This is a genomic window from Chryseobacterium lathyri (genome assembly GCF_030812195.1).
Lineage (GTDB): Bacteria > Bacteroidota > Bacteroidia > Flavobacteriales > Weeksellaceae > Chryseobacterium > Chryseobacterium lathyri_A.
Window position 1 is genome coordinate 1,860,947 of record NZ_JAUSSF010000001.1, and the last position, 16,333, is coordinate 1,877,279.

The 16,333-nt window shown below is 37.7% G+C and carries 13 protein-coding genes; 4 read left to right on the forward strand and 9 right to left on the reverse strand.

From position 1 onward, the window contains the following. Positions 1–12: 12 nt before the first annotated feature. From J2T03_RS08325 to J2T03_RS08340, 4 genes are all read left to right on the forward strand, one after another. Complete coding sequence (locus tag J2T03_RS08325; protein ID WP_306844203.1) at positions 13–411, forward strand: immunity 22 family protein; 399 nt, start codon at positions 13–15, stop codon at positions 409–411. A gap of 156 nt (positions 412–567) precedes the next feature. Further along, on the forward strand, positions 568–1,044 hold the full coding sequence (locus J2T03_RS08330) for a hypothetical protein (protein WP_307210643.1): 477 nt from the start codon (positions 568–570) through the stop codon (positions 1,042–1,044). 92 nt (positions 1,045–1,136) lie between these two features. Next, positions 1,137–1,871, forward strand: coding sequence for a hypothetical protein (locus J2T03_RS08335; RefSeq protein WP_307210646.1), 735 nt, complete (start codon positions 1,137–1,139; stop codon positions 1,869–1,871). A gap of 143 nt (positions 1,872–2,014) precedes the next feature. After that, positions 2,015–2,593, forward strand: coding sequence for a hypothetical protein (locus J2T03_RS08340; protein WP_306844199.1), 579 nt, complete (start codon positions 2,015–2,017; stop codon positions 2,591–2,593). A 322-nt stretch (positions 2,594–2,915) separates the two neighbouring features. On the opposite strand, the gene polA is transcribed toward J2T03_RS08340, so the two are convergent. The 9 genes from polA to tssO all read right to left on the reverse strand — a co-directional run bounded on the left by polA (position 2,916) and on the right by tssO (position 16,261). Then, the gene (polA, locus tag J2T03_RS08345; protein ID WP_306844196.1) at positions 2,916–5,750 is read right to left on the reverse strand and encodes a DNA polymerase I; all 2,835 of its coding nucleotides are present in this window, start codon (positions 5,748–5,750) and stop codon (positions 2,916–2,918) included. 184 nt (positions 5,751–5,934) lie between these two features. Then, positions 5,935–6,342 (reverse strand): type VI secretion system tube protein TssD, encoded by a 408-nt coding sequence (gene tssD, locus J2T03_RS08350; protein ID WP_306844194.1) that lies wholly within the window; start codon positions 6,340–6,342, stop codon positions 5,935–5,937. Between the two features lie 437 nt (positions 6,343–6,779). Then, on the reverse strand, positions 6,780–7,190 hold the full coding sequence (tssD, locus tag J2T03_RS08355) for a type VI secretion system tube protein TssD (protein WP_307210649.1): 411 nt from the start codon (positions 7,188–7,190) through the stop codon (positions 6,780–6,782). A gap of 346 nt (positions 7,191–7,536) precedes the next feature. Continuing rightward, positions 7,537–8,409, reverse strand: coding sequence for a lytic transglycosylase domain-containing protein (locus J2T03_RS08360; protein WP_307210651.1), 873 nt, complete (start codon positions 8,407–8,409; stop codon positions 7,537–7,539). Between the two features lie 62 nt (positions 8,410–8,471). Beyond that, positions 8,472–10,967, reverse strand: coding sequence for an ATP-dependent Clp protease ATP-binding subunit (locus J2T03_RS08365; RefSeq protein ID WP_307210654.1), 2,496 nt, complete (start codon positions 10,965–10,967; stop codon positions 8,472–8,474). An 819-nt stretch (positions 10,968–11,786) separates the two neighbouring features. Further along, complete coding sequence (gene tssR / locus J2T03_RS08370; protein ID WP_306844187.1) at positions 11,787–14,186, reverse strand: type VI secretion system protein TssR domain-containing protein; 2,400 nt, start codon at positions 14,184–14,186, stop codon at positions 11,787–11,789. A gap of 45 nt (positions 14,187–14,231) precedes the next feature. Beyond that, complete coding sequence (locus J2T03_RS08375) at positions 14,232–15,140, reverse strand: PKD domain-containing protein (RefSeq protein ID WP_306844185.1); 909 nt, start codon at positions 15,138–15,140, stop codon at positions 14,232–14,234. Positions 15,141–15,185: 45 nt separating this feature from the next. Next, the gene (locus J2T03_RS08380; RefSeq protein WP_307210656.1) at positions 15,186–15,713 is read right to left on the reverse strand and encodes a type VI secretion system transmembrane protein TssO; all 528 of its coding nucleotides are present in this window, start codon (positions 15,711–15,713) and stop codon (positions 15,186–15,188) included. Positions 15,714–15,727: 14 nt separating this feature from the next. Next, positions 15,728–16,261 carry a type VI secretion system TssO gene (gene tssO / locus J2T03_RS08385; protein ID WP_306844181.1) on the reverse strand — a complete coding sequence of 178 codons (534 nt, stop codon included), beginning with the start codon at positions 16,259–16,261 and terminating at the stop codon, positions 15,728–15,730. Positions 16,262–16,333 lie beyond the last annotated feature (72 nt).

Below are 16,333 nucleotides of genomic sequence, written 5' to 3' on the forward strand. Positions count from 1 at the left end.
AAAAAATAATTTATGGAGAAAGAGATTTCACACTTTTGGTTAGGATATTTTAAAAATGAGGAAGACTTTAATGATTTTGCAGAAGAAGATGAGAGATATTACACAGAAGAGGAAACGGATGATCTTTATGTCTCAAAATTTGCTGAATCACAGGATATCCAATGGTTTGATTATGATTTCCTGGAATATGGCTTTGAAGATGAAAGTTTAGGCATTTATGAAAAATTCACTGATTATTCTTATGCTGATCAATGGCTTCCTGTTGTGGAACAAAAGATCAACCAGCTCGGTCTGGAAACTCCGGTGAATGCTATCATTTTTGCGAACAAACATGCAATTCCCAACCCGGTTTCGGTGAATGATGAGGAGTATGCATTATACTATATCGGCGAGATTGAATACAATATCTAGCCTTCTGTGAGAAGGGCATCCATAAAGGATCATGAGAATCTGATGAAGGTTTTTGTGATCCTTCAGATTGAAGCAGTCAAGAAAAATTGACCTTATTGAAATTAAGATCATGACATATTTGTCTATTTAATTATTTTAGACTTAATAAAATACTTTATGAAACAGATTCTGTTTATTTTGCTGATATTTTATGCATCAACTGCATTTGGACAGAATAAGTGCACCTTAAAACTGGAATCCAATACTACCCAGCTGCAGGAAAAAGGGATTATAGAGCTCTCCGTAACTAATACAGGAAACAAGAAAACTAAGATTAATAAAGATTTTTCAACTTACCGACTTCAACTTATCAAAATCCAGGAAAATACGCAAAGCAAGGAAAACAAAATAGGCTATACAGCTGATGTAGACTGCTTTACTGACTGCATAAAAAATACAGTAAAATTAAGGGTTGGAAAAAGCTACATATACACTATTCCTATAAAAGAAACCCTTCAATATGCTAAGCTGCTCAACGGCAGAACATACAGTTTCCATTTGTTTTTTGACCTTATTGACCTTACTCCTGAAAACTGCAATATCTATGGTCCGACGGATAACGAAGTTGTTTATACAAAAACAAACCGTGAATAAAGTTTTTATCCTAGAAGTATATAAATATCAGAAAGATATAATTCATTAACCAAAAACGACAGAGGTGTACAAAAATCCACAAAACAAAAGCCTTGAAAAAAATTATCCCTCTACTTGCTTTTTGCCTTCTGTATCTCTGTTCCTGCAGAAAAGATAAAAAGTCAGCAATTGATCAGAAAAATGATCCTGTAGCAAAAGCTACAAAAAAAGATACCGCAAATAGTTTTCTTACCGAGGAGCAAACTGTTTCCTTTAAAAGCGAAAAACCATCCGATCTGGTCCCTGACGGTTATGAAATCCAATATGATACGGAAGGAGATCTTAACCAGGATGGGCTTTCCGATATTGCCCTTGTCATCAGAAAAAAAGAAGATACGCTGGCCGGCAGAAAAATGATAATCCTGTTGAAGAACACGGATAAAACTTACCGTTTGGATAAGACCTCAGATACTGTTCTTCCAGATGAATACAATGAGGCCGGCTACAAAATGTATGATCCGGAAGATATTTCTATAGAAAAAGGAGAACTTTCTATCCATTTATATGATACCGGTCCCAATGGAAATCAGTTCAGCAGGTTTAAGTATATGAATAGTGATCTTATTCTTACTTATATTGAGACCTACAATATGGGAGCCGGCTCCCACTCTGCTCTTTATTATGAACCGATGAATGGTAAACTGGTCCTTGAGACCGTGAATACGATGAAAGAAGAAATGCCTTCAGAATCTAAAACTTTTCACCTCAAAAAAGAAAAGTATGTATTTGACAAAACTTCTCCTGAAGATATTATACGAAAGGTTTACGGATCTGTAAATGATGAATAAACGGCTCTTCATTTGAAAATCCCGTAAATAAAAATAGCGAAAAAGGGTAATTGATATTTGTCTGTAATAATTCGAATTTCGTTGTATCAGGTTTAAAAAGCCTATTCAATAAAAAAACAACCAGAATTAAAGACAACAATACCATGAAAACTCTAAATTTCGGACTTTTAGGAAAGGAAAATACGGGTCCCTTTATCATTACGGCCATCCTGTACAGCATCATTTTATGTCTGCCTTTTATTTATTTTTTATATCTGAAGGGACAGCCTCATTACTCTAATTTTGAAAATAGTAATGAGGATGGAAAAACTATTACCGTAAAAGACTGGCGAAATGATGCGGAATCCAGACAGTTTAAACTGCTTACAAGAGCTGCAATTTTCAGTGCTGCTTTATCTTTTGGAGCACTCGGTGCAGCAGTCAGCCTTATCACACGGGCGCGAAGATCGAATGCTTTTAATCATAAAATAACCATCAGAGAATTAGTTTCTATACAGACAATAGGTGCTGTTTTTGCCTTTATTCTTTCTCTCATCTTTATGGGCGAAATGATCGGCGGCACATTATTCCCCAATGCTGATGAATTTTATTATATCGTTTATATTCCCGCAGCACTGGCCAAGCTTCTCGTCTGGTCCTTCCTTGCAGGTTTTGCCGAAAGATTCGTTCCCAATATTCTTGAAAACCTGACTAAACTAAAGGATGTAAATGAAGAATCCTGAAATAATTGAGACTTTCTTAAAACTAATACAAAAGTAGTATTTCACAGGAAATTTATACTTCATATCTTTATCCTTGTATTGAATCTGAATGAATTGCCATTCTTTTTAAATACAGGCCTTAAAAAACCAGAGACGAAGGTAAAATCGATGAGGTGAAAAATGATTACACAAACTTTCTGTATGATACAGAAAGTTGAGAAGACTAAGCTTTAGTCTTCTTTTTATTTTATGTTCTTTTCCGGATAATCAGATTGAGTAATCCCGGGTTCAGATAAAAGCAAAATAAAAGGTGGGTTTTAAAAACCCACCTTTTTATATTCTATCAATGTGCTTCCAGCCAGTTATTCCCGACTCCCACTTCTACCAATAAAGGAACCTTTGTCTCCAAAGCACTTTCCATCTCAGTTTTGATCAGTTTTGAAGCTGCTTCAACCTCATCTATCGGAGCTTCAAATATGAGTTCGTCATGTACCTGAAGAAGCATTTTCGTCTGCAGCTGCTGTGCTTTAAGCTCGTGATCAATTTTAATCATCGCCAGCTTTACAACATCTGCTGCGCTTCCCTGAACCGGCGCATTGACGGCATTCCTTTCTGCATGGCCTCTCACTACGAAATTATTGGAATTGATATCTTTTAAGTGACGTTTTCTTCCTAATATCGTTTCTACATATCCTATCTGGCGGGCTTTGCTGACCTGCTCTGCCATATATTCTTTTAATTTCGGATAGGTTTCAAAGTAAGCTTCGATCATATGTTTGGCTTCTGTTCTTGAAAGCCCGGTCTGCTCGGCCAGCGCAAAGGCTCCCTGTCCGTAGATGATTCCGAAATTCACGGTCTTTGCCTGGCTTCGCTGGGTTTTGGAAACCTCTTCCAAAGGAATTTTAAACAGTTTTGCAGCTGTTGAAGCGTGGATATCTTCTCCGTCCTGAAAAGCTTTGATCATATTCTCTTCTCCCGAGATCTCGGCAATCAGACGAAGCTCGATCTGAGAGTAATCGGCGGAGATGATCTTTTTCCCTTCTCCTGAAACAAAAGCTCCTCTGATCTGCTGTCCGCGCAGTGTCCTGATCGGAATATTCTGAAGGTTAGGATTTACACTTGCCAAACGTCCTGTAGCAGCCGTAGTCTGGGAAAAATTGGTATGTACCCTGCTGTCCAGTTTATCGATCTGTGAAGGCAAAGCATCTACATAGGTAGATTTTAATTTCTGATAGGTTCTGTATTCCAGGATATGCTTGATGATCTCATGTTTTGAGCTCAGTTTCTGAAGAACATCTTCTGAAGTTGCGTACTGTCCGGTTTTTGTTTTCTTTGCTTTGGGATCCAGCTGCATTTTTTCGAACAGGATTTCTCCAAGCTGTTTAGGTGAATTCATGTTGAATTCTTCACCTGAAAGTTCAAAAATTTTGGTTTCCAGCTGTCTCAGGTCATTTTCAAGATCAATACTTTCCTGTGCCAGCCATTTTTCATCGAGTGAAATTCCCGCCAGCTCCATTTTGGCAAGAACTTCCATCAGAGGCATTTCTATTTTAAAGAAAAGGTCTTCCAGGTTCTCTTTTTTCAATTGTGGGGCAAACAGCTCGTACAGCTGGAAAGTTACATCAGCATCTTCCGCAGCATAGTCGGTTTGTGTTCTCAGATCTGCATCTCTGAAAGTCCCCTGATTTTTACCTTTTTTCCCGATAATGGTTTCAATGGAAACGGGTTTGTAGTTAAGGTAAACTTCAGAAAGATAATCCATGCCGTGTCTTCCGTCCGGGTTCAGCAGATAATGGGCAATCATGGTATCAAACATGGCACCTTTTACCGTAATATCATACTGCTTTAATATTTTATAATCGAATTTTAAATTGTGGGCAATTTTCAACAGGTCTTCTTTCTCAAAGAACGGTCTGAAAATTTCCAGTGTCTGGAGTACTTCCCCTTTGTCTTCAGATAAAGGAACATAGTAAGCCAGCCCTTTTTTATAGGAAAAGCTCATCCCTACAAGTTCTGCCTCCAATTCATTCAGTGAAGTGGTTTCTGTATCAAAGCAGACTGCTTTTTGCTTTAATAAGTTACTGACCAGTACTTTTTGTGCTTTCGGATTATTTACAAACTGATATAAATGGTCGTTCTTGTCAATGGATGTTTTGGTAGAAGTCGCCTGATCCAATTCTTCAAAATTGGCAAACAGGTCAAGCTGCATCACCTGTCCTTTTATTTCGGTGCCGGCAGAGGTCTGTGTCACTTCAACTTCACTTACGATCACCGTTTCTGCAGGTGCAGAAGCAAATGCCCGGTACAGATTTTCGTATAATCTTCTGAATTCAATTTCGTCAAAAACTTCTTTTACTTTTTCGAAATCCGGGGTATCAAGATCATATTGTTCCTGATGGAATTCTACGGGTGCATCACAGATGATGGTTGCTAATTTTTTTGATAAAATTCCACGTTCTGCAGAGGCTTCTACTTTTTCTTTCAGTTTTCCTTTCAGTTGATCTGTATTGGCCAAAAGGTTTTCTATACTGCCAAATTCTTTAAGGAATTTCATAGCAGTTTTCTCTCCTACACCGTCCAATCCGGGGATATTGTCCACCGCATCTCCCATCATTGCAAGGAAATCGATGACCTGTTTTGGGTCCTCTATTTCATATTTTGCCTTTACTTCTTCTACTCCAAGAATTTCTATATCGCCTCCTTTTAAACCTGGTTTATAGATTTTAATTTTATCTGTAACCAGCTGGGCAAAATCTTTATCCGGCGTTACCATGAAAGTGGTATAACCTTCTTTTTCTGCTTTGCAGGCAATGGTTCCTATTACGTCATCTGCTTCATAACCTTCTACTCCTAAGATAGGGATATGCATTGCCTCCAAAATTCTGTGAATGTATGGAACAGCTATTTTAATTGCTTCAGGAGTTTCGCTTCTGTTTGCTTTGTAGTCTGAATAGTCATCAGTTCTTACACTTGCCTGGCCTACGTCAAAAACTACTGCGAGATGGGTTGGCTTTTCTCTTCTGATCAGTTCGATCAGGGAATTGGTAAAACCGAAAATAGCAGAGGTATCTACACCTTTGCTGGTCAGCCTGGGATTCCTGATCAATGCGTAATATCCTCTGAATATCATCGCATAAGCATCGATGAGAAAGAGTCTTTTATCTTGTGTTGCGTCCATAATGTCTATAATGAACAAATATAAGAAAATAGGAATATTTTATCGAGTTATAATTATGAATTGTGTAGTGATAAGTTTTCAGGATATGCCTTCCAAAAGTGTTTATGATGTCCATAAAAAAACAGAGCAACATTTTTGCTGCTCTGTTCTGATGTTATTTTTTTACTAAAAGACTTGGGTCTTGTTAATTACCTAAAGGCCACATTCCGTGGAACTCAGAGTTACCAAGAGTGATAACTTCTGCGCTCACTACAAAGCTGATCAGCATACTATTGCTGTCAACCGCATCGAAATCTACTTCATGCTGGATCACGTATCCGTTCTCCCATTTCAAAGTAGTCAGTGTACCTTCTTCGTGAGATTTGTTGAAAGTAACCTCTCCCGTCGTCGGCTTATATTTTCCGTTCAATAAGCTTTCAAGGATATCAGATTTTTCAGTTGCTTCTACTGTAATTTTGATAAGAGCATTGGAAGGATCTGAAGCTACACGTCCTGAAACGTCTGTAGATCTTGATACGCTGTAGTTAAGCTTTAATAGTTTCTGACCTTCTCCTCCGTTGAATTTTAAGATTCCTCTTGAATTTGCTGCCATGATTTGTGAATTTAATTGTTATATATGATGTGGATAGTGATTGATTACAGAGCAAAGATAGAATCGATATGCATAAAGAAAAAGTTTTCGAATATAAATCTGAAATATTGTAGTAATTCTACGATTTGATGTAGTAATTCTACGATTTTTGACTTAACATAATGTTGAAATGGTTTATTTATAAGGGATTTTAAAAGATTAAAAAAGACAAAATTAAACACTATACAAAGAAATAAGGCAGCTAAGATATGTAGCTTTTAATGTATCTGGTGGCTGTTTTGACCATCCCTTATTTTCTATGACAGATGGATGGATTATTGAGAACTTCGGCTGGATTATTTTAGATCCGATCGTCCCAAAACGACAAAAAAGAATAGTGCATTCTTTCGAATACACTATTCTGTACCAATTTATTTTTACTAAGATGATTGTTTGGATTATTTGCCTTCTATAGGCCAAAGCCCGTTAAATTTAGAAGTCCCGTAGTCAATTGTTTCTGCGCTCACTACAAAATTGATCAGCATACTGTTTTCGTCTACCGCATTGAATTCTACCTGGTGCTGAATTACGTATCCATTGTTCCAGTTTAAAGTAATCAATGTTCCTTCTTCATGGGATTTGTTGAAAGTAACTTCTCCTGTCGTCGGCTTATATTTTCCGTTCAATAAGCTCTCAAGGATATCAGATTTTTCAGTAGCTTCTACTGTAATTTTGATAAGAGCATTGGAAGGATCTGATGCTACGCGCCCTGAAACGTCTGTAGATCTTGACACGCTGTAGTTAAGCTTTAATAGCTTCTGACCTTCTCCTCCGTTGAATTTTAAGATTCCTCTTGAATTTGCTGCCATGATTCGTAAATTTTAATCGTTAATATTTTGTGATTTGGTGATTGATTGTGGAACAAATATATAACGTCGTATTTTGATAAAAAAGCTTTTGAATATAAATTTGAAATTTTGTAGTAATTCTACGATTTGATGTAGTAATTCTACGATAATAGATTTAAAATCATATATAATACATTGATTTAAAACATCTTAAAATTAAATCCACAACAGCATCCGCAGCAGAAATTTCACACTTAAAAGAGAAATATTAAGAATTTTAGAATAGTTAGCTGGTCCTTAACAATAACCCATTGAAACAAAAAAAACCGTACTAAGATTACGGTTTAATATTATCTTCTATTCAGATTTACTGCTGCTGCATACGGCTTCCTTCTTTGATAGAACGGGAAAGAATTTTATTTTTTTTCAAAAGAAAATCCGGCATGAGATCGGTAGGAAGATACAGAGGGCTCTCCCCTTTTTTCTGCAGTTCCTCAACGATTCCAGGGTTCCAGGCTAGAATTTCATTCATTTCTACATCCAGTTCATCAGCAATGACATCCAGATTAAATCCGGCATTAATTTCTGTTTCCTGAAGCGGTGCAGCATTATTTTTACCGCTTCCGCCTTCTGTAAAGAAAATTTTATTAAGCCTTGAAGAATTGTAGTTGTTCAATACGCTTTCCAGTTCGCCGGTTGCATAGCATGCATTCAGGTATTTCTTAACATGATTAATCGTTTCACCGGGAAGGTATTTAGAAAATATATGATATTGCGTTGAACCTGCATTCTGCATAGCTTTGGCAATATTTCCCTCACCACAGTTGTAGGCTGCTACAACGGTAATCCAATCGCCATACTTCCTATAGAGATTTGCCAGGGAAACTACGGCGGTCTTTGTACTTTTATACACATCCGTTCGGTTTTGCTCTGTAAGCCCATACTGGTTGGCATGGGAGGTCATAAACTGCCATATTCCCACTGCTCCGGCACCTGAGGTTATATTTCTGTTGAAATGTGACTCAATCAGGGCCAGGTTTCTCAAATGTCTGGGCAGCCCTTTCTGTACCAATGAATATTCAATAAATTCAACGATTTCCTTATTGGCATTTATAATGCTGTTATACTTTTTCACGCTGCTTTCCGAAGTATCGGAAGCCGCAAGAAACTGTCCGTTCACCATTACAAAAGTTCCTGCAAGCAACAGTCCTGTAAAGATATTTTTGAATACAGTTTTCATTTTAATTTCTTATGGTTATTGGCAAGAAAGCTTTCTTAACAGGAGCTTTCTTAATATTATTTTTAATCTACTTCCCAGCTTAGTTTTTCTTCTTCATTATTCCAGTCTACATGGATGGTCTGCCCGGATTTCACTTCTTCCCTTACGATCATTTTAGAGATTGGTCTTGCCAGCTGTGCACGGATTACGCCGGAGATCTGTCTTGCTCCGTATTTGCTGCTGAATCCTCCTAATGCAAGGTTTTTCACGGCTTCATCATTGATCTTTAAGGTCATTCCCAATCTTGTCAGTGAAGTATGAAGTGATTTGAGCTGGATATTGAAAATTCTTTCTGCAATAGATTCTGTGATCGGGGCAAAAGGAATGATCTCTGTAATCCTGGCTAGAAACTCCGGCCTGAATCTTCCTGAATTGGACATAATCTGCATCAGTGAAGATGATTCCGGAACTTTTCCTTCTTCAAACTGTTTTACAATTTCTTCACTTCCGATATTTGAAGTAAATAGTATGATGGCATTACTGAAATCACCTTCTTTTCCCAGTTTGTCATGAACTTTTCCTTCATCCATAATCTGCAGGAAAACATCAAAAACGGAATGATGGGCTTTTTCGATTTCATCAAATAAAACAACGGTATAGGGCTGCTGTCTGATTTTATTAACCAGCATTCCTCCTTCTTCATACCCTACATAACCCGGAGGCGCTCCATACAGTAATGCTGCAGAATGTTCTTCTTTAAATTCGGACATATCAAAACGTACCATGGCTTTTTCGTCATTGAAGAGAAGCTCTGCCATAGATTTTGCCAACTCGGTTTTCCCTGTTCCGGTAGGTCCCAGGAGGAAAAATGATCCGATAGGCTGACCTGGCTTATTCAATCCGCTTCGGTTTTCAACAATAGCATCTGACAGGATTTTTAAAGCGTGATCCTGCCCCACCACTCTGTTCAGTAAAAGGGATTCCATATTCAGAAGCTTTTCTTTTTCCTGAGCCTGGATCTTCCCGATCGGAATATTTGTTTTTGCCGCCATTACTGCTGCCAGCTCTAAACGGTCTACTTTTTCTCTTTTTACAGCGGCATGCTTTAAAAGCTCTGCATAGGTATCATCAATGATCTTGTGGATCTGGTCAACAGGCATGGAATTGTCGATAACCGGCTGTTCGTTTAATGATCCCCAAAGAATAGGACTTATTTTATCTCTCAGGAGATTATAGTTCCAGATGAGTTCATTAGCCTGGTCTTTGCTGTCGGTAAATTCTTCTTTTAAAATGGCCTCATAAGTTTCTTTCCAGCTTGCCAATTCTTTTTCCGAAAGCTCATCCAGCATTTTAATGGCTGCCATAGTTCGGTCCAGCAGGTCAATTGCTGCATCAGGTAGCTTTTTGCCTTTTGCATATCTTTTTGCAAGGCGTACGCATTCGGGAATGGAGTTTTTTTCTACTTCGATGCCATGGTGCTTTTTGTAGCCGTCAAGAAGCACATCGATCATTTTCACACAGGTCTGCTCATCCGGCTCATTGACTGTCAATACTTCAAAACGACGGTTGAAAGCCTGTTCCGGCTCAATGATTTTTCTGTATTCTTCCTGTGTTGTGGCTCCAATCACTGTAATTTCACCTCTTGCCAGCTCGGGTTTAAGAAGGTTGGCTACATTTCCGATGCTTCCTTTCGGATCAAGAAGGGTATGAATTTCATCAATGAAAAGAACTGCCTTTTCGATTTTTTTACATTCAGTGATGACTTTTTTCAGACGGTCTTCAATTTCGCCTTTATAAGAAGTTCCGGCTAATAATGCTCCGGTGTCCAATTCGAGAAGGGTTGCATTTTTCAGCATTTCAGGAACATTTCCTTTGGTAATTTCTGTAGCAAAGCCCTCTACTAGTGCTGTTTTTCCTACACCGGGCTCACCAATGATGATGACGTTCGGCTTGCTTCTGCGGCAAAGGATCTCAACGAGCATTCTCAGTTCTTTATCTCTTCCTATAATGTTTTCAAGGTCACCTTTTCTGGCCTGTGCAGTTCTGTCTACACAGTAACTTTTTATTGACGGAAATGATGAATCTGTGAAATCTGAACCGTTCGAAAAAAGTGATGAAAAGTCACCGTCTTCAGATACAGCAAAAGGGGTATCTTTTCTATATAAGTTGAATATTTCATGTTCTCTCAGGGGAAGCGATTTCAGCTGCTGCAATGAAAAAATCACCTGAGGCTTGACAATAGCGGTAAGAATACAGATGGGTGTGATCTCATCCAGCCCCAATTTTAAGCGAATGTCGTCCGCTTCTTCTGTAAGGGTGTCCACAGCTTCATCCTGACGTACCTCATCCGGAAGATGTGCTGTCTTTGGATAGTCTTCAATGCGGACGTCTGCCCATTCATAAAAGTAGCCGGGATCTTTATCAATACTTTTGAGAAATTCACTGAGGCCAATATCTTTATGCATTAAGGCCTGCAGAATATGCGGGCCACCGTATGTGGCATTATAGTTTTCCTTCGCTATCGACTGAGCAATATGAAATAGCTGTTTTACTGTTTCGTTGGTTACTAGTACTCCCATTATAATTTTCTAATATTAATATGTTTGTGTTTCTTTTTTATCAGATTATTTGGTGCAATCTGTCAAAATATACTTTTTACAAATATATCTTTTTTATGCAAAATGTGTGTAAGATAAAGATAGTTAATTCTTTGATTAGAGAAGTAATAAGTTTTCGGGTGATGAAATCAAATGTTTCTGAAATTCCTCCGATATTTTTGGATGGCTGAAATGAAGAATTTCCGTGGTATTCTGTGGTTTTAGTTGCATATTTCTGTGTGCCTAAAGAGCATTTATTTAAATATTTAAGCAAAAAGACCGTCTTTAGGGGACGATCTTTTCTTATGAATGTTGATGTGTAATAGTGCATCTTTAGTTATATGGCCGCAATCTGATGATCATCTATATTCTAAACTTCAATAACTTCTGTTATTCCCGCCATTGAATGTTATGATTTCCCTTAATTTTCTGCCATAACAGTAAATTTTATTCACTATTAATATTTTGTGATGTGGTGTTTGTTTAACAAATATATAGAGCTTATTTCTATTCTAAAAGTATTTTGATATAAATTTCATATTTTGTAGTAATTCTACGACTTTGGATTTAAAAATCGCCGTCATACGTCATTAGAACAAGGGTCACAATTTATTGGAATATATAGAAAAAAGAGGAATTTTACACTTAATTGAGAAATAGGAAAGTTTTGGCGTTCTTTTTTGAGCTCCGGAATGCAGGTTTGTAAATCTTGTTGTTTAAAAATTATTCTTATCCTTAAATTTTTTAAACACAAAAAAAGCAGAAGTTATACTCCTGCTTTTGTTATGAGATCATTAATGGTTAATGCTTTGTGTATTCCGGTTCATCAACGGTCTGAGTGGTCGGCATAAAGTATTCATTAAGCCAGTAGAAGGTTTGCCCGTTCTGCTGGATCTTCACAGCCGGATTGTTTCTGTGGGAAAGCATATGTTCTGCCAGATTCTTATAGTTCTTAAAATATGCTCTTGCTGTTTCTTTTAAAACAATTTTAGATTTTTTCCAGCCTTTCAGTTTGTATTTCGACATCAGCTCATCTTCAGAATTATCAAAACCGGTACTTAATCCTACTGCGTAAGCCATTGGTTTTTCATACAGTTCAGACTTATCCAGGAATTTTAAGGTAGGGTTATATTTTTTCAGAAGTTTGATATACTCCTTAACTGCTCTGGATTGGTTAAAATCTGCTCTTTCAGGCTCGGTCTTATGATAAACTTCGGTATAGAAGTTCTTTAAGTTATCGTATTCCGTTTCAGAAATAAGGATCCCTTTTTCTATACCCGGCTTGTAATCTTTCAGACTTTTCGGGATATATCCTTTTACAAGGAATGGATTTCCGTAGTTGATCAACTGTGCTGCAATTCCTGCAGAAACCGGATTGGTAAGACCAGGGAAGAGATATTTATATTTCAGATCTACATCTGTTCTTCCGGCTCCTACCGAGGAATGGAAATACTCATTCAGTGATTTATCAATCGTTTCATTGTCTAAAGTCACCTGTGCAATAAGGCTGTCTACAGATTTTTTCAGGTATCCAGGGGTTGCAACATCACCTTTTTTAGGGAAGATAACAAATCCCTGGGACATACTCTGTTTTGGATAATCCAGTGAGAAGAATCCGGCATCGCCTTCCACAAGGTTAAAGTTATTCTTGGTAAGAACATCACTCTGGTTAATGATCTTCTGTTTTTTCAGTTCGGCAATATTTTTGGCAGTATTGGTTACCACATTTTCAGCCATTAATACAAAATCGTTGTAAGTATCGGATGATCTTGCGCTGGTCTGGAACATAATCACCCTGGCCTGTGCCTGCGTAAGGGAGCTGATTACACTGTACATATTTCCGCTCTGATTGGCTGAAGTACCTACGGTTACGACAATATTGGTTTCATCCGGAACATTAGAAAGCAGGTTTCCTGCAGCAGAAAGCGCTTCGCCAACCGGCTGGTATCCACTGTTGCTTGCACAGTTCATTTCATTGGTTTTCTCATCAATGAATTTGGTGATCTTACTGTAATCTGTACTTAAATTGGATGCCATGACATTTTCTCCACACGGATTGTTCTTATATAAAACAACGCCATATTTTACGCCATTGAAATAAGAAGGTTTTTCAAATCTGAGCTGCAGATCCTGAAGAAGGGACTTAACGATCGGGGTATACGGGGCATTCGGAGCACTTACATCCAGAGCAAAAACAATGTTGATATTTTTATCTCTTTCCGTGATTTCCCTGTAACGGTCAAAATAAATCTCTTCCCCTAAAACATTAAATACATAATTTTTACTGTAATCTAAAATATTGGTGAAGTATTTTGTTTTGGAGTCCGGTGTTGGAGCTTCATTCAATGCTAAATTTACCGGATAAATATTCTCAAGAGGTGTTCTCTTGTTTGTGTCTGTAAGAAGAATTGCAGTTCTGCTTTCTGCGTCTGCTGCACCAGGATATCCTTCATGTACTCCAAGCGCTGATTCTGTAACTTGTGTATCATTTTTCAGTTTTACGGCAGAACGCTCACCCCATGCAGAGATCACGTTGGCATTTACCCATCCGTAAAGGTTAGTGCTGATGCTGTCTATATCAATAGAAGGCTTTTTACCTACCAGAAAACGTTTATTATTTTCTGCCTGTTTGTAAACATATACCATCTGTCCGTTTGGAATTTTGACATTGGCAGCTTCTATAAGGCTTGGTGAGTTGAATACCATGATGGAATCATTCTTATAGTATCTTTCTGCACTTCGGATCACTTCACTGTGATTCGGAACTACAGCGACTCTTACGGGGAAACCTGTTTTTTCGCTTTTTAAAGAATTGTTCCATAAAAGCAGATCAGATTCCGGGATCCAGCCATAGGTTTTAATAGATTTTGACGAAACCTTTTTCATCAGAGCATCCGGAACGTATTCTGCAACTTTTACCATTCCATCCCTATGTTTCAAAACCATCAAAGGTTCCAGGAATTTAACTTCTTTGTAAGATTTTTCGTCACTTTTATCAAGATAGGCCGTATTTCTGGATCTGTCTGAAATAACGATCCACGGGACGGATTTTTTGGGGTACCCGTTCACTACCGGCGAATTATCTACCTGACCGTACTGAGACGGCTCAGGAGTTCTTTTAGACGGCAGCTTCACCTGACAGCTTGCTAACAATACTGATAATCCTATATAATATGCTGCTAGAGGAAATTTATTTTTCATCCTATTTTATTTTAATGATTGGTGTATCCGTGATGCCGGACTTTATTATTTGCTTTGGTTTATATCTACCTTCGTTACACAGTTCTGCTTATCGTCTAAGTTCACCTTTACACTCTGGATCACAACGTTTTTGTCAAACTGAAGCCCTGCGCAGTACATGTAGAAGTTATTTGCCTTACTGTCACTTACTTTTACTACCGTATTCTCGTTGTTGCACAGATAAGTTCTCAACAGGTAGTTATAATGCATATTAAAGCTGTTTCCGTTGGCAATCTGCTGTAGGTGATATTTGAAGTCATCATCAACCTTTTTATAGGAATCTTCTACAGGTATTTCATCTTCCTGCAAAGAGTTGTAAGCCGGAAGAATCTTGATAAGGTGATAAATAGGCTCCTGGCTTTCCTCCGTGAATAGTGCCACGCGGTAATCTCCCGGTTTTTTATAAGAATAAATGGCCATTTTCTCTTTAGCATCTATATTGCCTGTTTCACCGAACTTCCACGCAAACTGTGTAGCTTCCGAAACTGCACGGAACTGTACATTTTCATTCTGCATCGCCTGTGTAGGGGCCTCAATAACGGTACTGATTTTCGCACTGTCTTTTGGCTTCTGATATCTGGCCGAAACCATCACAGGGAAAGTCTTGCTATATTTGTTATCAATAATCAAGCTTACCGAATAATAGCCCGGTTTATTATAAAAGTGTATTCCGGTACTTTTGTCTGAAGTTGTTCCATCTCCAAAATTCCATCTCTTGGTTTTTGCAAACTGGGTCTTATCCTCAAATAAAAGGGTATCTCCTACGGATAGTGAGGAAGGATAGACTACTCCTACAATATCATCGGCAGAATGGATTACCTTTTTCTGCAGCCATAACGCAATGAGTGCCGCAATAAGCAGCGTTGCGATAACACCAATAATAATGTTCTTTTTGTTTTTTTGAAAATAATTCATAGTTAAGTGATTGTGATGTGTTTATTCCTATAATGTTTATTTCTTCTACTGGGTTCTTGCTCTTAATGCATTTTCTCTTTCATAAAGCCGGTTTTGCTTATCTTTAAAACCGATTCTGCAGTCTTCCACTTCTTTTTCGAATCTTTTTACATCTTCTGTAGTGGTAGAAATAACTTTTTTGTCTTCAAAATACATTTTGTAGAATTTAGCGATCTGCGGATAGGCATCTTTACGGATATCCATGACATTGCTATTACCCTGAAAATGACTGGCAAGACCATTAATTCCATTAAAAATATTGTTTTCGGCAAAAGGTTCCGGAGATTTGTCTGCAATTCTGCTGATGAGAACATACGTACTGTCCATTTCGGGCTGTAAGATCTTTTGCTGGCTTTCGAATGCTTCTTTCTGCTCAAGACTTTGTATTCCTCTTACATCTTCTTCGGAGAATGGAGAATCGTAACCTTTTAAAAAGATGATTCCGAAGAATATCATAGCTGCTAAAAGCATCAGTATTAAATAAAAAAACTGATAATGCCTTTCTTTCTTAGATAGTATAATAGATCCCTGCATATACTTATTTTTTATTATCTTCTTCTTCCTCCTGTAAAATTCCTTGTAGGATCTTTTTTAAGCTGGCCGTTAGCCCTTCCTACTTTTGCTATACATTCCTCAAGATCCCTGAGAACTATCTTTTTCTGGGATTCCACCCCTATGATGTCATTCTTCAATTTCAGCATAGGCTCTATCTGTTTCATCAGAACGGCATAATGCTTAAAATTATCAGCACTGTCTTTGCCCATAATGTTTTTCGCTTCCGTCACATCATCCATAATTCTGGTTCTGAGGAAAACATCATTTTCTACCTTATTGATGTTAAGCTGGTTCATCTGGTCATATATTTTATCTACATGAGTCCTGAGAACATCACCCCGCATCATAAGCTCTTTGTAAGCATCAGCTTCCCGTACAATTCCTTCCCGTTGTATACTGTAGCTTTTAAAAAAGAAGAATAAACACAGAAAAGACACCACCGACAAAACGGTGAAAGACAGAATAAACTTCCAAATGCCTGCTCTGACATCAGATTTGTTTAGTTTTTTTTCTCTGTTAGAAGACATATGTTTGTGATTTGTTTGGCCTGTGAAAATATAAAAAAAAAAATTTATGCACAATACGTATTTTCCCTAATG